This window comes from Pseudoalteromonas ardens (assembly GCF_030125445.1).
Classification (GTDB): domain Bacteria; phylum Pseudomonadota; class Gammaproteobacteria; order Enterobacterales; family Alteromonadaceae; genus Pseudoalteromonas; species Pseudoalteromonas ardens.
The window spans coordinates 1,164,364-1,187,802 of record NZ_JASJUV010000001.1 but is presented as its reverse complement, the minus strand read 5'-3'; the positions used below and the strand labels follow the sequence as shown (position 1 = coordinate 1,187,802).

At 46.5% G+C, this 23,439-nt stretch carries 12 protein-coding genes; 3 read left to right on the top strand and 9 right to left on the bottom strand.

The window, feature by feature from the left end; genetic code table 11:
* Both QNM19_RS04370 and QNM19_RS04365 read right to left on the bottom strand, forming a co-directional pair.
* The gene (locus tag QNM19_RS04370; protein WP_284026373.1) at positions 1–1,383 is read right to left on the bottom strand and encodes a M23/M56 family metallopeptidase; all 1,383 of its coding nucleotides are present in this window, start codon (positions 1,381–1,383) and stop codon (positions 1–3) included.
* A gap of 1 nt (position 1,384) precedes the next feature.
* Positions 1,385–1,765 carry a BlaI/MecI/CopY family transcriptional regulator gene (locus QNM19_RS04365; protein WP_049863972.1) on the bottom strand — a complete coding sequence of 127 codons (381 nt, stop codon included), beginning with the start codon at positions 1,763–1,765 and terminating at the stop codon, positions 1,385–1,387.
* 293 nt (positions 1,766–2,058) lie between these two features.
* Between QNM19_RS04365 and QNM19_RS04360 the strand changes: the two genes are divergently transcribed.
* Positions 2,059–3,687: a Na/Pi cotransporter family protein gene (locus tag QNM19_RS04360; protein WP_049863973.1), complete on the top strand. Its 1,629-nt coding sequence runs from the start codon at positions 2,059–2,061 to the stop codon at positions 3,685–3,687.
* 289 nt (positions 3,688–3,976) lie between these two features.
* Entirely contained in the window at positions 3,977–5,173 is a 1,197-nt protein-coding gene (gene aroQ, locus QNM19_RS04355) for a gamma subclass chorismate mutase AroQ (protein ID WP_284026372.1), read from the top strand.
* Positions 5,174–5,853: 680 nt separating this feature from the next.
* Here the strand turns inward: aroQ and QNM19_RS04350 are convergent.
* From QNM19_RS04350 to yddG, 4 genes are all read right to left on the bottom strand, one after another.
* Positions 5,854–8,370, bottom strand: a complete 2,517-nt coding sequence (locus QNM19_RS04350) for a serine protease (RefSeq protein ID WP_049863975.1) — start codon at positions 8,368–8,370, stop codon at positions 5,854–5,856.
* Positions 8,371–8,670: 300 nt separating this feature from the next.
* A complete protein-coding gene (locus QNM19_RS04345) occupies positions 8,671–10,572 on the bottom strand; it encodes a S9 family peptidase (RefSeq protein WP_284026371.1) in 1,902 nt (633 codons plus the stop codon).
* Positions 10,573–10,680: 108 nt separating this feature from the next.
* A complete protein-coding gene (locus QNM19_RS04340; protein WP_049863980.1) occupies positions 10,681–11,550 on the bottom strand; it encodes a PhzF family phenazine biosynthesis protein in 870 nt (289 codons plus the stop codon).
* 67 nt (positions 11,551–11,617) lie between these two features.
* Positions 11,618–12,511 carry an aromatic amino acid DMT transporter YddG gene (gene yddG, locus QNM19_RS04335; protein ID WP_082225393.1) on the bottom strand — a complete coding sequence of 298 codons (894 nt, stop codon included), beginning with the start codon at positions 12,509–12,511 and terminating at the stop codon, positions 11,618–11,620.
* A 311-nt stretch (positions 12,512–12,822) separates the two neighbouring features.
* On the opposite strand from yddG, the gene QNM19_RS04330 reads away from it, so the two are divergent.
* The gene (locus QNM19_RS04330) at positions 12,823–14,880 is read left to right on the top strand and encodes a S9 family peptidase (protein WP_049863976.1); all 2,058 of its coding nucleotides are present in this window, start codon (positions 12,823–12,825) and stop codon (positions 14,878–14,880) included.
* A 210-nt stretch (positions 14,881–15,090) separates the two neighbouring features.
* On the opposite strand, the gene QNM19_RS04325 is transcribed toward QNM19_RS04330, so the two are convergent.
* The 3 genes from QNM19_RS04325 to QNM19_RS04315 all read right to left on the bottom strand — a co-directional run bounded on the left by QNM19_RS04325 (position 15,091) and on the right by QNM19_RS04315 (position 23,433).
* Entirely contained in the window at positions 15,091–15,729 is a 639-nt protein-coding gene (locus QNM19_RS04325; protein ID WP_049863977.1) for a DUF6058 family natural product biosynthesis protein, read from the bottom strand.
* A 37-nt stretch (positions 15,730–15,766) separates the two neighbouring features.
* Positions 15,767–16,216 (bottom strand): hypothetical protein, encoded by a 450-nt coding sequence (locus tag QNM19_RS04320; RefSeq protein WP_049863978.1) that lies wholly within the window; start codon positions 16,214–16,216, stop codon positions 15,767–15,769.
* Between the two features lie 83 nt (positions 16,217–16,299).
* Positions 16,300–23,433, bottom strand: coding sequence for a PKD domain-containing protein (locus tag QNM19_RS04315; protein WP_284026370.1), 7,134 nt, complete (start codon positions 23,431–23,433; stop codon positions 16,300–16,302).
* Positions 23,434–23,439 lie beyond the last annotated feature (6 nt).

Sequence of the window (23,439 nt, the reverse complement as noted above, 5' to 3'; positions counted from 1 at the left end):
TTAGTCCTTTGGAAAAATAGTCAGCGGGTCAAGGCGTTTTCCGTCAGCCAAAATTTCCAGATGCAGATGAGCCCCGGTCACCCGACCACTGTCACCTAAAGTACCAATGACTTCTCCGGCTGATACCCAGTCACCTTGTGACACAGTAATACTATCAAGGTGGGCATATAAACTCTGATAGCCATTGCTGTGCTGGATCAGTACCGTTTTGCCGTAATTTTTTGCCAGAGTTGTCTCATCGGCCACCAGGACTTTGCCCGTTGCCATCGCGCCAAGGGGCGTGCCTTTGGCCGCAACCATATCAAGCCCACCGTGCGGTTTGTAATTTCGAAAGGCCCACACGTGTCCAAAGTGAGAGCTGATCTTGTAGTCACTCATTGGAAGCTGCCAGTTGGGTGCCTGGGGACTCAATAACGGCTTCACCTGAAAGGAAACGAAAGCACTAAACACAGCTATCGCCAGTATGTTGAGTGTGACAAAACGGTGCCGCGTTTTAACCGGCTTCATGATTTGTACCAGGCGGCTTTTGTAATCAGCCAGGGATAACGCCTCCGATGCGAACCCGGCGACTGCATTAGGTGTCTTGTTTAGTGTACTGTGTTTCAGGGCATCCAGTAACGTGGCGGCGTATTGCTGACGATTAATACCGTAACGTCCGATGGTTTGTGCATCACAGCGTGCTTCCATGGCATTGATGAACGCCGCTTCCATCCTGGCAATGGCCGGATTAAACCAGAACAGACATTTGATCACTTGCCATGCCAGCAGGGCAATATGATCTTTGTGAGCCAGGTGCGTTACTTCATGCAGCAGCAAAGTCTGCTGTTTATGCTCAGGTAACCTCGTAAAGTAATGTGGCATCACGATAATCGGGTTTTTAATGCCCGTTGCAAACGCCGTACAATTCAGAGGCAGTATATACACTGACACCTGACGGCCTTTAATCTGAGTGAGCGATGAAAAAGACGCACAAAGGTCTGCCTGAAGTGGCTCAGCACTAACCAGTAACGCACGCAAGCTGGCAAGTTTGTTGAGTAAACGTGCTCCCCGACGAATGCTCTGCAGCGCCACCAGTAATGTCAGTGCGATAAATATCCATAACCCGTCCCACTGATGTTCCGCCGTCAGCATTATCTCTGTACTTAACTGCAGCTTTTCCGCCTGTTCACTAAAATCGTAAAGCACTGCCGGGATCGTCTCATCCAGCGCCATCTCGGGAAGCGGTGTAAAGGGCACGAAGCTGAGTACCAACAATGCCCACCATAAACCGGGAGCAGCCGGGTGACGGCGGCTCAGAAAGCGGCCCACTGGCACCAAAGCACCACATACCAGGCACCAAACCAACACCGACAATAAAATAGAAAATAACGTTGCCAAACTCATTTTACTGGTCCCGTTTGTCCTGCTCAGATAAGGACTCCAGCAAGTGCTCCAACTCTTCCAGCTCCTGTGATTCAATCAGACGGCTATCAGCGAACATAGCCACCGGCAATGGACCATCCAGTTCCAGGACATTTTTAGCAAATTCCTGAGCGTAAGCGGCCAAAGTGGGGACTTTATCAACCTTCGCGGTGTACGACTTCTTATTGCCTTGCTCACCAATGTTCAACAAGCCCTTATCGCCCATACGCTCAAGTGTTTTGCGCGTTGAAGAGTATGACCAGTTAAAGCGCTCGGCGATGGCGTCATGAATTTCTTTTGCGGTACGAGGCTCCTGTTGCCACAGTAGCTTGAGGATCTCTAATTCGGTGGTGTTGGGTTTCATATCTATTATTCTTTTAATGTGACACTTGTCGCACTTTAGCAGCAAAAAAAGTGCGACACAAGTCACACCATTTAAAAACGACTAATAATTAAAACCCAAACGACTGAAAATTAGCCGATTCTTGCTAACTTTAGACTTGCGGGCAATACTATTTATATCTTTGTAAACCTGTGACTGTGACAAAAGTTGACCTCAGACAACCACCGTTTTATGAAACTTGATACTTTTATGACAGTTAAGTGACACGTGGCAAGCTACTTTTTTGGTGTTTGCCCGATAAAATGGGGTAAGCAATGACAGAGACCTTTCAGTTGTTAGGAAGTCTGCTTGGCGGACTGGGGATTTTCCTGGTTGCCATAGGCATGATGACCGATGGTCTGAAACTCGCAGCAGGTAGTTCGTTGCGTAAAGTATTGGCGACCTGGACTAAGACCCCACAGCGCGGCATCGCTTCGGGCTTTTGTATGACAGCACTGGTCCAGTCCTCCAGTGCTGTCACCGTGGCTTCCCTAGGTTTTGTCAATGCCGGCCTGATCACCATGCATCAGGCACTGGGCATAGTTTATGGCGCCAACGTCGGCACCTCAGTCACCGGTTGGCTGGTTGCCGCAGTAGGCTTTAAGTTCAATATTCAAGCCATTGCACTACCTTTAATTGGTTTAGGCGCGTTGATGAAGTTGCTACGGCCACAAACCCGGCTAGCATCCGCAGGGCTTGCTCTGGTCGGCTTTGGCCTGTTTTTCATAGGTATAGATATTCTTAAAGGCACTTTTGAGCATGTTGTCGCCAGGTTTGATTTAAGCCAGTTCACCGCCCAGGGTATGACCGGCATGCTGACCTTTCTGCTGATCGGTATTGTCATGACGACACTTACACAGTCGTCCAGCGCTTCCATTGCGCTCACCATCACGGCGGCAGCCAGCGGCATAATAGGTCTCTATGCCGCTGGCGCCATGGTCATAGGGGCGAACATTGGCACCACCTCAACCTCTGTACTGGCAGCAATTGGCGCCACTTCTAATGCCAAACGCGTGGCTGCGGCTCAGGTCGTTTTTAACGCACTCACGGCGCTTGTCGCCTTTGCAATATTACCCGTACTGTTTTACCTGATAACCCAGCTCACTGGCTTTTTTAACCTGGCAGCCGACCCTGCACTGTCGCTGGCATTATTTCATACCCTGTTTAACGTACTGGGCGTCATGCTGATCTTTCCACTCAATAACCGCCTGGCAGGCTTTTTAATGAAGCGCTTTTGCAGTGCCGAAGAAACCGCAGCCCGGCCACGGTTTTTGGATAAAACTATTGCTCAGACCCCGGCGCTGGCAACCAATGCAGTGCTGCTCGAAACTAAGCTGGTTGCCGATAAACTACTGGCACAATACGAAAAATCCAAACAACCTCTGGATGGTCTGGCCATAGAGCAAGAAATACATACCATCCAGATGCTGTGTCAGCATATAACCAATTTCATTGTCACTGTTGAACAATCTGCCTTGTCTGAAGAAACCACCAGTGTGCTGGCAAAATTAATGCGTATCGAACATTACCTGTTCACCTGCAGCCACTGTGTTGAGAAGCTGGCTCAGCGGCAACCACAAAAAGCGCTTGCCGGGCACCCTGAATTACATACTCAGCTGGAAGAATACCAATCCCAACTGGGACATTTTATGAGAACCAGCTTAGAGGAGCAGGCGATGAATACAAAGTCGTTTAACGCTGCACTCCAGGAATTACAGCAACTACACGACGACGTCAAAGATGATTTGATCCTTGCCGGCACCAATGCGACTTTGCCAATCGACAATATGGTCCTCAATATCAATGGACTATCCGATATGTGGCAGCTAACCCAGCAATGGCACAAAGCCATGTTGTTGTTATACCTCATAGAAGAGCAGCTGAATCCACAGACATCATCATAGTGCAGCGGAGGCATAAAGCGGGCAAGGCTTAAGTGCGAGTGAGAAGAAAGCAAATACGTCGGGGGAATCCCGGCCCTTGCACCTTTCAGGCTAATGGCTGTGCTGCAAAAACCTAGATGTAAAGATCGCCTTTAAGTTAAAATAAACCTGATTGATCTCAATACAGATAAACTCAGGGCCACCCTATTTCACACCAGCTGTTTTATAATATGCTAACCTCTTTTGAGACAGGCAGTCGCAATTTTGCTAGGATGCCTGTTGCCTGACAGTCCTTTGGAAACCCTTACAATTGCGCCTTTTATCTCACTTACTTGCTATGTCTGTTGTACTGGCTGCCGTCACAACCGAGGCTGCCCCAGTATACGTACAAGCAGGACCCGGAAGCTTTAACCATGCAGCTCTCGACTTGCTGGCAGACCGTAACACTGACACCTATCAACGCCTTTATTCAGGCACGCCTGATGATACCTACGCAGCAGCAACAAACAATAATGCATGGGCATTCAGTGCACTGGCCAATTCGACCATTGACGGGCAGCTGGTCCCGGCAATTGTGAATGCCATGCGCAATTACCAGGTAACAGCGCTCAACGCCACAGTGCATATGCCCATCGAAATGTGTGTATTTGGATTAAATAAGACCAGTAAAATCACGCACGCAGCCTCTCATCCTGCGGCCCTTAAACAGATCAATCGGTGGCTCAGTGCGCATCAGATAAAAGCCAAACCTGTGCCTGAAGGCACCAACGAAGCGGCTCGCCTACTCGCTGATGGCCAGTTTGACCAAAACACAGTTGCAATTGGCAGTTGTGCACTCAAAGCAGTCTACCCTGCGCTAACCTTGCGCGAAGCTGGCGTTCAGGATAACGCAGATAATCATACTCTGTTCGGCTTGATGAAGTTGGAAAAACGGCCTCACACAATAAGCGAAGACGAAGCACGCACAGCGCTAAAGCAGGTCGTCGCTCAGGCTCATACACAGATAAAAGCACGCACAGACTCCGGCAAATCAGTGTTTTCATTAATTGATAAGCGTCTTGCTCAGATGCAGTCAGTGGCGCTATTTAAGGCTCACAAGCACAAACCCATTGAAGATTTATCCCGTGAAGTGGTGGTGCTCTCAAAAGCGCTTGAGCAAGCCAGACAACACTGCCTGGATGCCAGTAGCGTGAAGGCATTTTTTCAGGCACAGATGGATGCAGCCAAAGCAATTCAATACAGATACCGCGCGCAATGGCTGGCTGAAGGCGTGCCCAACAAAACAGCCGATCTCACACAATTAAGACAGGCGCTGAATCAACTCGGTTCAGCCATACTCGAAACGCTGACCGCTCATCTAGCCCAACATGGTAACCTCACCCCGGAACTGGCGCCTGCTTTTCATGCTGCGCTAATCACAGATAATTTGACTGATAAAGACAAACAAAGACTTTATCAGACACTCCAAAGCGTACGCAGGATTGAGAACTGCCAGGCAACCGACTAACCAGGTCGCACTGCAATACCTTTATCCATTAGCCCTTAACGCCAATACAGCGCAAAGGGCTGATGTAAAACCAAAAAGTATCGCCTTTATCCTAAATTAATGAGCTGGTAGTGCAATTCACACGTCTTCCGTATTGGCTGCGCTGGCGCTTTGTCATGTATAACAATGAGGGGGGTGTATTCGACATGTCGGCTCTCACCATGTGCTTAAGTATGCCTGCATCGCCCCTATTTAACATGCACTCACTCAGCTCTTCGCGCTTAAGCGAGACATCGCCACGTTTATTGTCATCAATGAGTCAGTGAAATCACATAAGCTAAAAATGATTATCATGAAATGAATTAAAGGCACATTAGATTCCCTCATTCAACTTAAATGAAAATGTAAATATGGCACTCTGGGCCTTTTAACCCGCAGTGTTTCAGATAAAAAGTTATCGAAGATACAGTACATTAATCGACGAAGTAAAAGTGAATATACAAACCAAAACAAGAAGGGGGCGGATGGAACGCAATACAAACAACATGGCAGTTCAAATCGATAAAGCACCATCCTTTTAAAAATAATGCTCGGCACCAATAAGGCCTGATATATCTAAAAAATACCGCCACCACATTTATAGTGACGGTATTTTTGCATATTTAGAGAAGTACAGTGTCTCTAAAAAGCGTCAGAATTGATTACTTCTTCCTACGACGCGTAAACAACGCCAAAGGCATCAGCAACAAGGCAAGGGAGCCAAATGAACCACTGTCTTTTTCTGGCTGCTTAACGGTAACCTGAATATTCTGTGTTGACGATGCACCAAATTCATCCGTTACGGTAACGGCAAATTCAAGTACTTCGTTCTGACTAACTGAAGGCGCAGCTACGCTTAGTTGCGCATTGCTTCCGGATACTGTGACGCTGGTGCCAGAAACCTGTTCCCAGTTAAATGTCAACGCATCACCTTCCGGGTCGACAGAAGCCGACGCGTTCAATTCAATGTTCTGACCTGATGCAACCAAAGTAGAGCTGGCTGTTAACACAACCTGAGGAGCGCTGTTTTTTGCAATCGCAACTGTCACAAGCTGTCCCGACTTGGCACCAAACTCATCTTGTGCAACGACTTCATAAACCAAGGTTTGGCCAACCAAGTCTTCATCCGCTGTGAGTTTTACAACCGCTGTTTCAGCGACAGGGGTCGTGTCATCGCCTGAGCGATTAATCCAAGTATAAGACAACGCATCACTTTCTGGGTCCGTCGTGCCACTGGCATCCAGAGTAAACTCCTGCCCGCCTCGTACATCAATATTCGTTTGCGCTACCGTGATAACAGGTTGTTTGTTCTCATCAATAGTTACTGAAACACGTTGCTTAGAAGCCGCACCAAATTCGTCTGTGGCTGTCACTTCATAAGTCTGAGTCGTCGTCTCACTGACAACAGGCGCAATTGGCTTAAATGTTGCGTCTGAGCTCAACACAACCTCAGGCGCAGTCATCTCTGTCCAGGCCAGCGCATAGTTATCACCTTCAGGATCGGCTGTACCAGTTGCGTCTAAGGTAATGCCCATACCACTTCTGACACTTAGGCTGGTTTGTGCCAATTTGATGGTAGGACTCAGGTTCTCACGCATTTTTACATCAAATGCTTTAAGCGTGATGTTATCAGTCCCTTGGCTGATGATGTAATCTTTAGTGTATTCAAACACCACAACGTTTGGACCTTCATTCAGTTCAAACGATGCTTTTTCATATTCATAAAAATCACCACTCTCGCTGAGCACTTGTTCGCCGTTAATATAAACATTGAAAAAATCAAAATTTTGCTCAGATGACAGCAGGTACTCAAAATCAATGCCTAATGCTAAGCCATGGTCAATTTCAGCCAATAAGATAGAGTTTTGTGATAACTCATCTAAGTTTGGGTTTTCTTCGTTATCTGATATATCACCGCTGATCAAAAGAGGCATTCTGGTATTATCTTCAGCAATATCTTCGCTAATAGTCCAGGGAGCATCACCGCCGGTATACCACTTTACAACAGGCTCAGAAGACATATGCAAATCAATCACCTTGCTGGCTGGGATCTTCTCATAGCTGTAACTATAATCACGCGAATGAACTCCCTGATTTACCAGCTCTGCACTTAACGTGAACTCACCTGATTTGGCGCTGTCCGATGTAACAACTGATACATCACAGCTCTGGCCTGGCTCTAAAACCGCTGCCGTACAACTTTCAGAGGTGATAGTGGCGTCAGCAGATTCCTCTGACAATTGAATTGCAGCCACGCCTATCGAGCTATCAGCCTTATTAATTAAGCTCACTGACATTGTCGTATTGGGTTTATCTGCAATCATGAACGCATCTGGTTCAAACATGACATACTGCTGGTTTCGATTTGCCCAGGTATTTAAAACGGCAACGTCTGCATATACACCAGGTTTGTTTGGTGCAGCACACCCATGACCCCAACTGACTACACCAACCTGGATCCACCGGTCATCACGACTCACAATGAGCGGACCACCGCTATCGCCCTGACAAGAGTCTTTTCCCCCTTCATCAAAGCCGGCACACAACATGCTATCTGAAATACCACCACCATAGTGCTTAGCATCATTACACACATCGTTCGGGATATAGGCTACATCGACTTCATGTAACTGATCAGGTGACTCTCCACCTGAATACAAGGCACCCCAGCCCATTACTTTAAAGTTTTCGCCCACCACAAAGCTGCGCTTCAATTCTTCGTCAGCCAGTTCAATGGGTGTAATCCCTTCTACCGGATTCGCAAGCGTCAGTATCGCAATATCATTATTATAAGCGTAGCCCTCAAAGTATTGCTCATGCATGACGATATCAGTCACTTCATAAAATTGTCCCTGAGTCTCATTAGTCAAGTCATGGGCACCAAACTTAACGGCAAAATCAGAGGCACTCCAGCCTACAACACAATGCGCTGCGGTCAGCACTTTATTTGGTGCTATCAGGGACGAGCCGCAATAGTGCCCAAACTTATTCTTGGTATAGACTTGTAAACTGCCCATAAAAGGGTAAGCAAATGGCGTTGTTTCTCCTCCACCGACTATTCTGATGTCATCCATCGCAGCGCGACGTTGCTGTGGTTGCTTTTCTTTCTCTTTAGCAACCCCAGTTAAAGAAGTGGCTGCTAAAGTGACCAAAAGTGCTGTTTTTATTGTCAATTCCATGCAAAATTTCCTGATTTTTTAGTAATGTACACATTTAACACAAACCCACCCAAACTATCACATAAAGTTCCTAAATATAAAACAAAAAATAAACCTGTCAGAGAAATTTAGGAAAATATGCCGGTTCATAGTTCTATGCCGCACCAGCGAGTGAATACACAACATGCAAAGAGGGAAGAACGCTAAGATAGAGGGTGTTTCATTGCGCTGCGGGAATAACTGGCCGAAGTTTTCCGACCGTTATTATGTACATGTCATAGACCCATCATCCACTCAGACAACGGGTCCAGACTCATTTAATTAAAGTGTATCATCCAGCCACTTAAAGAACTCACGCTGCCAGACTATGCCATTTTGCGGAGTGAGTACCCAGTGGTTCTCTTCAGGGAAGTACAGGAAGCGGCTTTTCAGGCCACGCAGTTTTGCTGCCTGGAATGCCTGGATCCCCTGCTCCAGCGGTACGCGGTAATCTTTACCACCGTGGATAACAAACATAGGCGCATCCCATTTATCCACATAGCTGACTGGGTTAAATGCCCCATAAGTTTTGTCGGTAGCGGCGTTTTTCTCCCAGTATGCACCACCAAACTCATGGTCAACGAAGAAGATTTCCTCTGTGCTACCATACATGCTGCGCAAATCGAAAATACCACAATGTGCGATAAAGGATTTGAATCGACCATCGTGATTACCAGCCAGATAAAAAGCGGAATAACCGCCAAAACTTGCACCGACTGCTGCAATACGGGTCTTATCAACATAGGACGCTTTAGACACCTCATCAATGGCGTCGAGGTAATCCTGCATTACCTTGCCACCCCAGTCCTGAGTGATGTCTTCGTTCCACTTAACCCCATGTCCCGGCATACCACGACGGTTTGGTGCAACCACGATATAACCTTGTGACGCCATAACCTGGAAGTTCCAGCGGAAAGAGTAAAACTGTGAGAGTGCCGACTGAGGTCCACCTTGTAGATACAATAAAGTCGGGTACTTCTTCGTTTCATCAAAGTTTGGCGGATAGATGACCCAGGTCAGCATATCCTGGCCATCTTTGGTCTTTACCATTTGCTTTTTAACGGTAGGCAAGTCCATATCGGCATAAAATGCATCATTGACCTTGGTCAGTGCACTTAACTTTTTGCTTTTTAGATCAAAGCGGTAAATTTCCTTCGCTTTGTTCATGCTGTTACGCGTTACCACCAGTTGCTTATCCAATGCTGCCACAATGCCATTCACATCGAACTGACCCTCGGTGAGCTGCTTAATGACAGGTCTGGCTTTTGGATTAGTGGTAACAGAAACCTGGAATAACTGGATCGTGCCGTCCGTCGGTGCCACAAAATAAATGTGTTTACCGTCTTCGCTCCACTTAAAGCTATTTACCGTGCCATCCCAATGTGCGGTCAGGTTGATGTTGTGATTTTTAACTCTGATGATGATGTCGTTCTTATCAGCTTCGTAACCTGGTGTGGTCATTTGTAACCAGGCAAGATGCCCTTTTGACGAAAATGCAGGGTACTTGTCATAACCAGGGTTGCTTTGTGTCAGGTTAGTTGTCTGCTTACTGGCCAGGTTATAACGATAGATATCGGTATTGGTGCTGGCAACATATTCTGCACCAGTGAGCTTCTTACTCACATAATAGATGTTCTCGCCTTTAGGTCCCCAGATATAATCACTGCCGCCACCAAATGGAGAAGTCGGGCTATCAAAAGGTTGCCCCAGCATAATGTCGACTTTTTCTTCTGTTTTCAGATCCTGATAAAACACATGCTTATAGCTGCCATCTTTCCAGGTGTCCCAGTGACGGTAGTTAAGATCATCATATACATAGGCATTTGCTTGAGTCAGCGCCTTGTGTCTGTCAGATGCCAGCACGGCTTCCACTTCAACCTTTTCGTGGAACAGTTTTTTGCTGCCATCGGGAGAGACTTTACTATTTGCCAGCAATCCCTGGTATGCGTCAAGAAGCTGAGGCGTTCCGCCTTTGAGCGGCACCTGATAGACTTTGCTGTCAAAATTGTTCATCTCAACACTGGGCATAGTCACTTTGTAAATGACGTGGGTTTTGTCTTTATTTAGTCCCAATGCACTGACACGTTTTACCTGCCAAAGTTTTTCCGGCGTCATCACCTCTTTGGCGGCCACACCGGTCGTCACTGCCAGTCCCAGGCCAGCACTTACTAGAATTCGCAACATCGCGAAATACCTCCGAAAATTGAATCCCAGCTAGACTACCTAAATTAACAGAAAGTTAAAAGAGATAGCGATGAGCGGCTTTGCTCTGCACAGTAATGACCTATCAACTTAAACAGACAGTCCCCTTTGGCCTGTGATCTGAGCCATGCCGCCGACAAGCAAGCGTGTGACCCCCTGCTCATCAGACTCAAGCTCAGCTGTGATACGCGAGGCACACCCCATTGCGCGTCCTTGTTCAAATACAAACCGGTTGGACTTTGCTGGGTAGACGTATTGGTTCAAATAGCACGCCAATGCCCCACTGGCGCTTCCTGTGGCTGACTCTTCCGGGATACCAAACAAAGGCGCAAAGTTACGACAACACGCCGTGAATACTCCGCTTGCATCACTCAGCTCAAACGCATGTACACCGATGACGCCGTGTTCACGGGAAAAGTCGCTCAGCGCCTGCTGGTCCACTTTAATCTTATCCAGGTGCCCTGCTGCTACGGGTACAATGATATCCGGTAATCCTGTTGAAATAACCTCAACTGGCAACTGAGTTGCACGTAATATAGACACATCAAGACCAATGAGTGGGGCAACCGTTGCGTAATCAAAGCGCTTAATATATTGGGGCAGGTTTTGCGCCATCACGATGCGCCCATTCGCGCCGACTGTTACGCCAAGCCGGCCCGCTTTGGTATTTTGCGTGTAATGCCCGTGGGTGATAAGCCCTTGTTCAAACATCACAGAAAACGCAGCTAAGGTGGCATGTCCACAAAAATCCACTTCATCCGTTGGCGTAAAAAAAGACAACGCAAAGTCTGCTTCACTGTCTGATGACACAAACGCGGTTTCAGAAAACCCCACAGATTGCGCAATGGCCAATCTTTGAGCGTCGCTCAGCCCGTCGGCCTGCAATACGACACCCGCTGGGTTTCCACCCTTACCTTGTTCTGTAAAAGCATTAACCAAATAAACTGTGAGATGACCCATATTCGTTTCTGTTTCCAAGTAAACTATGCTGATGCCCGTTGGCTCGTCACAGGCTCCGCATGCCATATTAGTGATTAAATTGCTTACGAGTGACCCACCAGCACAATAGAGATCCCGTCGTGACCATAAACACACCCTGCACAAAACTCTGAGATAACACCAATCCCAGGATCAGAGAGGAAAGTGCCGTTGATAGCACTGGCGTGAAATACGACAAAGTAGCCAGCAATACCATATTGCCACCTATAATGGCGTAGTTCCAAAGTGCATATCCACTTCCTAATGCGATACCGGTCAACAACAGCAAGCCTGCTGATTCAGCGTCAAACACCATCATGCGCTCATTACTCAGCGCAAATTTGAGCCATAAGCTTACTGCGGTCATCATAAAAAATAGGGTAATGGCGTTTTGGCCGTTACCAATACGTTTGGTTAAGATGCAGTAAAGTGCCCATAAAAACGCACCTACTAAAGCCATTGCATAGGTTACAGGGTTGGTGGCCACATTCGTGGTGATTTGGTGCAAGGTCAGCCCTTGCTCTCCAGTGATACTCCAGGCAACGCCGAGGAAAGCCAGCAAAATACCGGGGTAAACCCACTTACTACATGGTTTTCCGCTGCTGAGCACCGCCATTAGCACAGTCAGTGCAGGCCATAAGTAATTGATTACCAGCATTTCTACAGCCTGCTGTCGCGAGTTCGCCATCGCCATCGCCAACGCCAGACAGATCTCATAGGCAACAAATAAACTACCTCCGATAAGAAGGTAACGTAGCGAATACAGCCTGAGTTTGGGCACACCCATCACTGCAATCAAAAATACGGATGCCACCGTATAAATCGAGGCTGCACCACCTATGGGACCCAGCATTTCCGTCACAGCGCGAACCAATCCCATGACAGCACTCCACAGCAAAATAGCGGCCACCCCGGCCAGGGTATATTGGTATGACTTGTTCATGATTTTAAGCTATGTGTTGGTGAACCCATGGTATTCAACATGATGGAGACATCACGAAAGGAGTGAGTTCTGAATAAATTAGAAAATCAAACTGCCAGAAAGATACCTCGCGACTATGCGATATAGCAAATTTTTATCCATAAATTATCTGGCTTATCAGTTAATTGTCGGATAATTCTGCCACTTACCGCGTATCTATTCCAAAAAGTGTTACAACATATCATAAATAGGGGATATATCGAGCGACGGTTTATATTTCTAACACAGGCGTATGGACGGTCAACGACAACAACGAGTAGAGTACTAAAACAATGAAAAAGCTTTCTATTTTAACGTCTTGTATTGCGCTGGCACTGTCCGGTTCAGCACTTGCTGCCACGCCTGAACAAAACAACAACACGCTCACCTATCAAGATCTGTTCAATATCGAATATGCTGCCAACCCAGTGGTTATGCCTGACGGCAAGCAAGTTGTTTATGAACGCCGCAGCATGGATATCATGACGGACAGCCTGAAAAGAAACCTCTGGACGGTATCCCTGGATGGAAAAACACACTTGCCTTTGCTGTCAGATTCTAAAAACCATTTCAGCCCGGTCTTTTCTCCCGACGGCACTAAAATGGCCTATCTTTCGAGCAAAGAAGGCAAAGTACAGATTTATATGCGCGATCTGGCCACTGGCCTGACTGCGCGGGTGACCGATGTCAACATGACACCCAGTGGGTTAAGTTTCTCGCCAGATGGAAAACAGCTGGCTTTTTCCATGTTTACCCCCGGTAAATCCAAGCCACTGTTTAGCCTCGACTTTAAACCCAAGGATGCTAAGTGGGCAGATAATGCTCAGTATATCGACCAAACTTTATTCCAGCGTGATGGCGCCGGAATGAAACGCCCGGGTAATATGCACGTCTATGTGGTCCCTGCAATCGGCGGTTCACCAAGACAGATCAGCTCAGGGGCACATGACTTCGCTGGTGCTCTTGCCTGGACAAAAGACAGTAAGCAGATCATTGTCTCTGCCAACACCCACGACGATGCCCAGTTTGACGTTTTCAACAGTGATTTATTGGCCATTGATGTCTTAACTTCAAAAGTTACCGAACTGACTGCTATGTCAGGCCCTGAGGGCAGCCCAAAGATGAGCCCCAATGGCAAAAAGCTGGCATTTACTGGCTTCGAAGACAATGGTAAATCAAACCAGATTGCTGAGCTGTATGTGATGAACCCGGATGGCTCAGACATTAAACGCCTGACACCGAATCTTGATCGCAGTGTCGGCAACGTAAAGTGGGCCGACAACAGCAAAGGCTTATATTTCAGTTACGACAACGAAGGCAAGAAACACGTCGCATATGTTTCTTTGTCTGGCAAGCTGAAAACGCAAACTGATGCGCTGGGTGGCATGAGCCTGGGTCGCCCTTATACGTCAGGCCAGTATGATGTAACCGACAACGGACAAGTGGTGTTCACTCAATCCACTGGCGTACGCCCTGCCGACTTAGCGGTAGTCTCCAAACGTGGGAAAGTCACTCAGCTGACCGACCTGAATAGCGATGTATTTGACCATAAAACACTTAATAAACCTGAGCTGATGGAAGTGAAAAGCAGCGTCGATGGCAGACGCCTGCAGGCCTGGATAGTCACCCCTCCAAACTTCGATCCCAAGAAAAAATACCCCCTTATCCTGGAAATTCATGGTGGCCCACACACGGCATACGGTCCTGAGTTTTCAACCGAAGTCCAGTTATTCGCCGCTGCTGGCTACGTCGTTGTCTACGGTAACCCAAGAGGCTCAACATCTATGGGCGCTGATTTTGCCAACCAAATTGATAAAAACTACCCGTCAGAAGATTACAACGACCTGATGGATATGGTCGATGGCGTCATTGCCAAAGGGTATGTTGATGAGGAAAACCTGTTTGTCACCGGCGGCTCAGGCGGCGGGACGTTAACAGCCTGGATCATCGGCAAAACAGACCGTTTTAAAGCATCGGTCGTAGCAAAGCCTGTTATCAACTGGACCAGCATGATCGGTGCGTCTGACATTTATACCTTTATGACGCGTTACTGGTTTAGCGATCTGCCGTGGAATGACTATGAGCAATACTGGAACCGCTCGCCGCTTTCTTTGGTTGGCAATGTGAAAACACCCACTATGGTGCTAACCGGTGAACTCGACGTCCGTACGCCAATGGCTGAAAGTGAACAGTATTACGGTGCACTGAGACTGCAAGGCGTAGACAGTGCCTTTGTACGTATTCAGGGCGCTTATCATGGTATCGCAGCCAAGCCTTCCAACCTGGCACGCAAAGTAGGCAATATCCTGGCCTGGTTTGAGAAGTACCGAACCGACAATAAAGAAGACTAAGTCTTAGCAGCCACCTGCCTTGCAGGTGGCTTTTTTACTGATGAACAGCGGCATGATCACACCGTTCCCCCTATTATATGGCGCAATACGTTGATAAAACCGTATCTTTAGTGTTGCCATATAATCCTTGAGCTCTCCCTCATAAGTATCCATTTGCAAGTCCGAAGTGATTTAATTTGGACTCGTGATAGAGCGTTTCTCAGTATCCCACTATTGTGCTGGCAAGTTATATTTACGACGCACTTCATCCACTAAACGGTGGCGTGAGCTTCTTTGCCTTTCATGAGGTGCAAATAAAGCACTGACTGAGTCCAGCAGGTTAACGGCGCTCTCCAGCTGTTTTAATTGAGTCGGCTGAAGTGTTTCTTGTCCAATGAGCTGATTAATTTCGAGGATTGCTAACTCCTTGGCGGCAATATCCTCTGGCAAACCAGAATGAGTGCATAATCCATAAGTTCCACTGAGGAAATGTTGCCACTCCTGCTCTATATGCGCATCAAGATCGTCATTTAATTGCGGACTGTGTAGTACATGACCTGCGTCTTTTAACTGTTCTAGTGCATTTTTATAGCGCAGTGAAAACAGCGCATAAGCATCGCTTTCATCACTCAGTGCCGATATACACCCAAACCAAGCAGTATAACCTTTTGCATAATATTCAAGCGCCTGGTCTTCATTGTGCTCACCAAAAAATGAGTCACACTGTATGTTCAGTGCAATGCGGTAAGAGCAATGCGGCATTAACCCTTTTTCCTGAAGCGCTTGCAATACTTGTGGCGTGGCCTTAGTTTGTGCGAGCAACACACTTTTGGTAATAAAGCGCTCGTTTAAATAGTGCAGTAGTTCCATAAAGAAAACATTCCTTTTTCATTCGTTTTATAGAGCATTAACTGTTCTTCGATGTGGGCTCTGAGCCACAGATCCCCCCCACTTTTTCACCCGTTTGGGTGTTTTCCACCCAAAATATGATGGAGTAGCCATCCATTGCTTGTTTGATAATATAGTTTTCACCAAATTTGGCGTCTACCCATACACATCCATTTGCATAGCTATTTTTATAATTAAACCGAACCTCAATAGTCTGTACACCATCTTTAACATGAACTACATCTGGGTAGTGACTGTCCCATCCCACTCTGAATAAACTCTTGTCATTAAGTGACGTGATGACGATTCTTTTATCCAGACCGGTTAAAATTCGATTGTTCTTTTCGCTGTCTGTAGAAATGGTGATAAAGCTACCTTCTTTAGTCAAATCAACGCCTTGCTGAGTGTGCGTAGACGAACAACCTGCAACAAGTAGTAAACATAGCGCAGACAATAATACTGATTTCATTGAAACTCTCCTATTGGATTATTTATTTTTTGAGGTGCTTTATCTTGCGTGACAAAGCGTTCGCTTTGATACTCGCAAACTTGCTAAGGACCTATGAAAAAAGCATATTGATTATCTTCAACCTCAGTGAGCAGTGCCTCATTAATCACTGTGTCACGGGCAGTTATACTTAATTCTTGGGTCAAGTTGTCTAACCCGCCAATACTGTGAAGCACGTTGTAAGAAAAACTGATCCTCCGTATTCGACTGTTGGCAGATATTGTGATGCTCGTCGCAGGCACCTCGTCAGCCCAAAATTCTTGAACCATATTCGGGATATTAATAGACGCTATATTGGTTCTTCTGACAGATACACGGAACAAACTATCAAACGATGAGACGTCTAACTCTGTTAACTCAGTGTCTGATAAGTACAATCTAGATAACTCTCCCCCATTGAAGCTAATATGCTTCAATGGGTTATGCGAGACATCCAGGCTAGCAAAGAAACCATCGTACTTTGGCAGGTCCAGGTGCACCAAGGCATTGTGGGATAAATTGATACTCGAACTAACTTCATCTTCCACAGAAAAGTCAGTGAGTAAATTGCTGGATAGGTTTAAACTACGATTGATTGTATTGTGAAATAACTCAAACGCGGTTAACTGATTACCAGATAAGTCAACATTCTCAAATTTGCCATACAACAGGGCAGAAGTCAGCTTGTTATTGGCTAAATTCAACTCCCAAATCTCTGAATCAGCTAAAATCGAAATCGATTCCAACAAGTTGTTTTGCGCACTCAATGAATATGGGCTACCCAAAACATTGAGCTGGCTGAGCTGATTATTATCAAAACTCAGGTGACTATTCTTGAGACTTGCAGGCACAGTTAAGCGCTCGATTTTGTTATTCTCAAAGGAGAAACTTGTATAACCGATGTCTGAACTATCTGGCAATAGAACGCTTTTCACTGTACCCGTATCAGCATAAACACTGATATTGCTTGTCAGCATCGAAAAATCTAAAAATAATAAATTATTGTTTCTGATATTCAGGCTCCTTAACTTAGGCATCATATCAATGCGCAGTTCAGTTAAGGGAGTATTTTGCAGAGACACATCGCTCACATTAGCACTTTTTGCAAACAGCATGTTATGTAATTGAGATTGACTTGCATCAAAGCTTTCTAGCCGTGTCGCACCTGAAACATCAATCTCTTTTAGTTGCGAGCCAAATAAATTGAGCCTGATAAGTTGCTCATATCCTGTCAGGTCCAACGTTTCAATTGACGTCTTTTGTAACATCATACTTTCAAGCTGATGCTCAGGTGTCACACCTGAAATTGACTGAAGTGCAGAACCGCCTGCCGTCAGTCTTTTTAGCCTTTTGTTGTTTGACAGATCCAGAGTCACTATGTCTGATCCGTTGATGGCCAACTCTTCGAGGCCAGGTAGACCCGATAGTGCCACTTCTGTGATGCTTGCGCTAACGATATCCAATGAGTAAAGCTTCGATGTTTCGGGCAGAGTAAGGCGTCCCTGAGGTAGATTAGTTAGCCTTAGACTCCTCATATTTGTTAACCTGGATAGGTCTAAATTCAAAGTATCAGGGCCTTTATAACTTGGCCCCATCTCCAACAGGAGCCCAGTCAAGTTGGTCAACTGAGCGATTTTTTCACCGCCTTCTTCAGTCAACGCAATCCCCCTCAGCGACAGACTTGTCAATGAAGTCAGGTTTTCAATGCCTTTTAAATCTGTTTGTGTACCGTAGTTCATGCAAGATAGATGATCGTGATATTCCAGGTATTCATTGTTTGTCTTGTCAATACACTCCTTCAGAACAGGATCTGATATACCCAATCTGTCTGCGTCTGACTCTGGCAAAGGCGAAGCAACCATATTCACCGAACACGAATCAATCAAAAGTTCAGACTGAAAAATAACGAAGCCGCCGCTTATAATTTCCGGGCGTATGCCACATCCAGAAAAAGTAGACGCATACTGTCGCTGCTGATTATCCCGGGATAACCAAATTTCGAGATGCTGGCCATATTTAAGACGACCGGATTCAAGATTGTGCGTCGCTTCTAGCGACTCAGGAATATCCAGAGTGACTTCCACAAAAGGCACCTGAAATAATAGCTCTATCTGGTTCTGCATATCACATTGCCCGGCCACGACAGGGCATAACACCAACGCATCAACATTAACTTCCTGAATCTTATATCTGAAGCCGTCCTCATCCAGGTACTTCCTGAATTCTCCCTGCTCGTAATAAACGGGAATAGGAGATTGCTCATCAATGGTGAGGTTGGCGAAGCCTTCCTGTTCAAGCTGTTCAAACTGCCAGGTACGCAAAGTGCCATTCAACTTTTCATAGAACTTGGTTGAATTGAGATACGTGGGTAATTCTCTATCAACCGGGAACGCAGGATCTATCTCCACAATACTCAGTATATCTGCTGCTCCAAAACCTGAATGAACGCGAATGTAAGCACGCTGTCCATCCAGTGCAATCACTTCATATTGAGCAACGGAGAAAATCTCGCATCCAGGCAAGGTCGTCTCACACAGATTATCGTATTCCCGGCTCTGTAAGTTAAAGCCTGCGGTCACAGTGAGTAAATTATTTTCAATGGTCGCTGATGCAGCACCGTTAAATCTGCCTGAGCGGTATTCGCCACCGGCAAATAAATAAAACTCATCAATGTCCTGCTCATCGACGTTGCTCCACGCGCCTTTGAGTTGTTCTATCTCCAATGTCTGATGACCTGTGCGGATCATTGCCCAGCTGCCAAACGCCTGCCAGGAAGCATGATTACTATGATCGGTCTCATGGGCGATCAGCGTAAACAAGCTGTCTTCTTTTCTTAATACGGAGAACGCAGCGAACATGCCTGTCTCGTCAGTTAGCTCAAGTCTATTTTCTGCAGTCACCTGCCAGTTAACTTGCAGGTTAAACGCCGCCCCTTCGTCTTCTGACAGTGTCATTAGTCTGCCCGAGCCATCTTCATATAAAGTTAGCTGATAGAAGCCCAAAGACTTATCAAAATTCAGATACCAGTCACCAGTCAATTCACCCACTGAGATTTCAGTTGGTACCTGAGAAGCTGCAAGCTCTACCTCGGTGCAGATGCTTTCATGTCCGTCCGAACCTGGCTCAATGTAAACACTTTCGCGACTACCGTTCCAGCACCCAGACATCGTATTTGAACTTTTGTTAAACCACAGTGCAAATTTTGATGCGTAAAAATTGTAACCGTCTATCCGTGTGCGAATAACATCTTCGAAAACAAAGTCATAGACATAACCATTGCGTTTTTGCACGGTAAAGCTGGTGTTGCCATCCAAACCAAAGAATGTGCCGTGCCCTTCGGGGTCAATTGTGTAGTACCAGCTATCGGTAATCCCAGCAGGGGTAGCATCAACCAGGAGCGTATTCTGTATATGTGCAGTTTGATCATTAAACTGGGCTTCAATCACACACGATGAGGTCAGGCTATCGACCCGGTATTGTCTATACGTGACAGCATCAACTATATATCCGTCACACCCACTGATAGTGCCGAGCACTGAGCCTTCAACCTCATCAATTTCAATGAAAAAGCTATCTCCATAAAAGAACTGTTGCTGAGAGAGTGTCAGTTGACCACGGCCAGCTTGAGAAATTGTGACGTCCAGCTCTGGCTTAGCAAAATCAAACTCGAATTGCTCTCCCTGGGCACAAGACGAACCTTCGGAAAAATAGCACATTGAGATACGCTGTTCTGACTCGCCGGTTATTTCAAGATAAGAAACGGTGTTTGATGCAATGTGCTCTAACCTCAGGCGCTCGCCTTCAAAACGTGCCTGATAACGCTCCCCCTCTAAGACTATCGAATCAAAGCACAAGCGACTTGGTGATGGGCTGGTAGGGCAGTAATTATCACTGTGCAAGTAAGATACTTTGTCTCCTGTGGCAGAGTATAAGTGCGTGCCCGCACCAAACAGGCGCTCGAGTTTATTCGTATTAAAAAATGACTGCGTAAATTGACCTAATGGCCAAGTTTTATCTGACAGTTTGAAAAAGTGGATGTCACTTTGCTGGTCGGACAAATTTTGTTTTTCATCGGCAAAAACCACCGCAATCGTGTTACCCACCTGTGCCAGCAACTCATAACTGTATACGCCGCTGATTTCACAGTTTTCCAGCGCTGTGTTACAAAAATCAACGGGCCTTCCGTTTGACAGGTAGACATAACGCTTAAGCTTGCCATCATCGTTGCTCCCCTTGATACCGCGATGCCATCTGAAATTAAAGTTATTGTGCTCATCCACAGTGAACGCCGAGTGGGATGTTTTGCTATGCGCTTTTCGCCATGTTTTCTGGTAATCAATATCATCGAACGTGATTGATTGACGCTTAACAAAGGTCCCTTGTCGGTATTTTTCCGCTCCAAAAGACCCGGACTCAACCAGAGTCTGAAACCCAAACACAAATGGTCTGATGAACTTTAGCTTAAAATCCAAAAGAGAGCTGATGACCCTGACTTGACCGTTTTCGAGAAACCAGCGGCCTATCCAAGGTCCCTGACCAATATCAAACTCCAGTATTCCATCTTTTTTAAAAGTCAGTTCAACATAGTCTTGCTCGAAAAATCGGGTATAGGATAAAGCCCAGGTTCCCAGTAACTCAGACTCTGTGATGCCAGCCACATCAGCCGTACCAAAGAGCTGAGCAGCCGTAGAATAAACGCGAGATGGATGCCCAGTTAATGACTTTGATTCGGATAAGTAAAACTCCACCATCACAGCCAGCGACTTTCGCCTGTGGTCGTACATGGTTAACTTAAAAGATGAGCTGGAGAATCCAACGAAATGCTCAAACTGACTTGTCGCAAAGAATGTCTCACTCGCAAGCTGGACCGATATTTCCTCTCCAGCTTGCGTCCAGATGAACGCCTTATTGTCACGAGCTGTCGACAAAACGCCCGTGCCGTCTTGATTAAAAGACAGTTTATAATCAAGACCATCGACGTACTGTGTTTCGATCAGATAATAGCTGCCATTAGGCGTAAATGTGACTGATTCAAGCAAAGTTTCATCAGCAGTGATCTCCTGCTCCAACTGATCAATCAGAGTGGGCTGAGCATCCGATATACTAGCGACCAGTTCATCGACCAACTCAGGATCATTGGCTAATTCGAGCGTTGAATTAGCAGCCTCTGGCAGTGCAACATCGTGGTCTATGACTGCTTTAATAACCGCGGCCAGCCTCAATTGCTCCTGCGAAGAAATACGCGATCTGGCCTGGTCTAGCTCGTTATCATCACTAAAGCCTTCTGTGTCTCTGCTCAGCAAAGCGTACTCCGCAGTAGTCACATTCGTGACATTGACATCGAATAGCTCGTCAGATGTAACTATACCGTCATCACCAGCGGCTTCTTTAATGACTGCCACTGAGCTCAATTGTGAAACAAGCGCAACCTGGCTTTGCTCATTCACCCCCTGCGCAGATAACTTTGCTAGCGCACTGCTGTGAGCTTCATCCACTGCAACGCTCAACGTGTAATCACCGTTTTCATCAGCTTGAGTCTCGAATGCCTCATTGCCGATTTCCAAGTGCACTTGCGCAAACGCAACCGGTGAATCTGTCACTTTACCAGCGACAGTAAATGCAACTTTGACATTTTCAACGGTTACCACCGTGGAAGCACTCGCGCTTGCGCCCTGGTTATCTGTAGCCGTGTAAGTAAAGGTAATAACTTGAGCGCTATGAATGTCCGGACTGACAACCGTCAGAGTATTGCTTGTTTGACCATCAATGGCCAGGTCCAAAGAAGAATCATGAGACCAGGTATGACTCACAACTTCGCCATCTAAATCGATTGCAGAGGCCATAACCGAAAATGCTTGCCTTTCGATCGCGCCCTGAACAGCTTCTACAGAAACCTCTGGGACGATATTTGCGCGAGCGACAATGGTAACTGGGTGCTCAACCGTCGTTTTTGCGCCCTGATTATCGTATACAGTCAACGATATTATGGCCGTCTGATCTTGCGTGATATCCCCTGATTTAATGACAAACGTAGACGCATCTGGACCAGAAACAGTCAGCGGTGTATCTGATGTATAGGACCAGTGATAACGCACTAGCTGGCCATCGCTGTCGCTGGCATCCGCAGTTAACGTTAACTCTGACTGTTCCTCTATACTTTGTTCACCGTCAATCCTGGCAACAGGTGCCGCATTAGGTAAGGCAATAAACGTCAGCTCTTTGCTGGTACTGGAAGACAACCCCTGATTATCTGTCGCTGTCACGGTAAACGTAACACGCTGATCTACCAAAATATTGCCAGATGATACTGACAAAGACTGAGAGCTCTCCCCTGTTATCGTCAGGTCAATCTCGGCGTTATGAGACCAGGCATATGACACCAGCTCGCCATCTGGATCGGTAGCTGTAGCAACCAATACACTTGTTAACCCTTCAATAACTTCCTGCTCACCCGTAATACTGACTTGAGGCGCAAGATTATCACGAGCTTCAATTGTCACCTGATGTGTGTGCTCATTCACACGACCATCGCTCAGCGTTACCCGAGCAGTAAAGTTAACAACCTGGCTTTCGGAGATATCAGGTATCTCTACGCTCAAAATCCCTGAGTCACCGTCCTTAAGGATCAGCGGCAAAGACGAATCATGTGACCATAGTATCTGAGCTGAACTGTCTATCAAAATGTCGCTTGAGAGTGACAGCTGGAATGTACTCTGTTCTTGCTTGGAATCCGTCCCATCAATGCTGATATGCCAAGGTGTGATGTCTGGCACAAAGATTTCTACAACTTGTGAAGCGACGGCCTGCTTGCCCTGATTGTCTGTCACTGTCACTTTGACATCAAATGTAATGCTTTCTTCAATCTCCTTACTCACCAGAGTAAAAGAAGAGCTGTTAAAGTCATCAGAGGAAACTGGTAAGGCCGAGTCATAGCTCCACTGATAACTTTCAATCCTGCCGTCACTGTCAGATGCATTGGCGGTCAACGTAATAGGCACTAACTGTGCCGCTTTTGCTGTACCTTCAATACTGACTGAGGGAGCCACATTGGTCACTTTGGCTGTACCGCCACCTGAGTTTGTGGAACCGCCATCAGAACCACCTTCGCCACCAGAGCCGCCACATGCACTCAGCCCAAATAACACCAAAATCGCAAACAGCGCCTTTAACACCGCGCTAATACCGAACAAAACTTTCAACAACGT

What these genes read in the sequence shown, in the direction of transcription:
- QNM19_RS04360 (WP_049863973.1), top strand. Translation starts at nt 2,059, where the DNA reads ATGACAGAGACCTTTCAGTTGTTAGGAAGTCTGCTTGGCGGACTGGGG.
- QNM19_RS04370 (WP_284026373.1), bottom strand. Translation starts at nt 1,383, where the DNA reads ATGAGTTTGGCAACGTTATTTTCTATTTTATTGTCGGTGTTGGTTTGG.
- QNM19_RS04350 (WP_049863975.1), bottom strand. Translation starts at nt 8,370, where the DNA reads ATGGAATTGACAATAAAAACAGCACTTTTGGTCACTTTAGCAGCCACT.
- QNM19_RS04345 (WP_284026371.1), bottom strand. Translation starts at nt 10,572, where the DNA reads ATGTTGCGAATTCTAGTAAGTGCTGGCCTGGGACTGGCAGTGACGACC.
- QNM19_RS04340 (WP_049863980.1), bottom strand. Translation starts at nt 11,550, where the DNA reads ATGGGTCATCTCACAGTTTATTTGGTTAATGCTTTTACAGAACAAGGT.
- QNM19_RS04325 (WP_049863977.1), bottom strand. Translation starts at nt 15,729, where the DNA reads ATGGAACTACTGCACTATTTAAACGAGCGCTTTATTACCAAAAGTGTG.
- QNM19_RS04365 (WP_049863972.1), bottom strand. Translation starts at nt 1,765, where the DNA reads ATGAAACCCAACACCACCGAATTAGAGATCCTCAAGCTACTGTGGCAA.
- QNM19_RS04330 (WP_049863976.1), top strand. Translation starts at nt 12,823, where the DNA reads ATGAAAAAGCTTTCTATTTTAACGTCTTGTATTGCGCTGGCACTGTCC.
- yddG (WP_082225393.1), bottom strand. Translation starts at nt 12,511, where the DNA reads ATGAACAAGTCATACCAATATACCCTGGCCGGGGTGGCCGCTATTTTG.
- QNM19_RS04320 (WP_049863978.1), bottom strand. Translation starts at nt 16,216, where the DNA reads ATGAAATCAGTATTATTGTCTGCGCTATGTTTACTACTTGTTGCAGGT.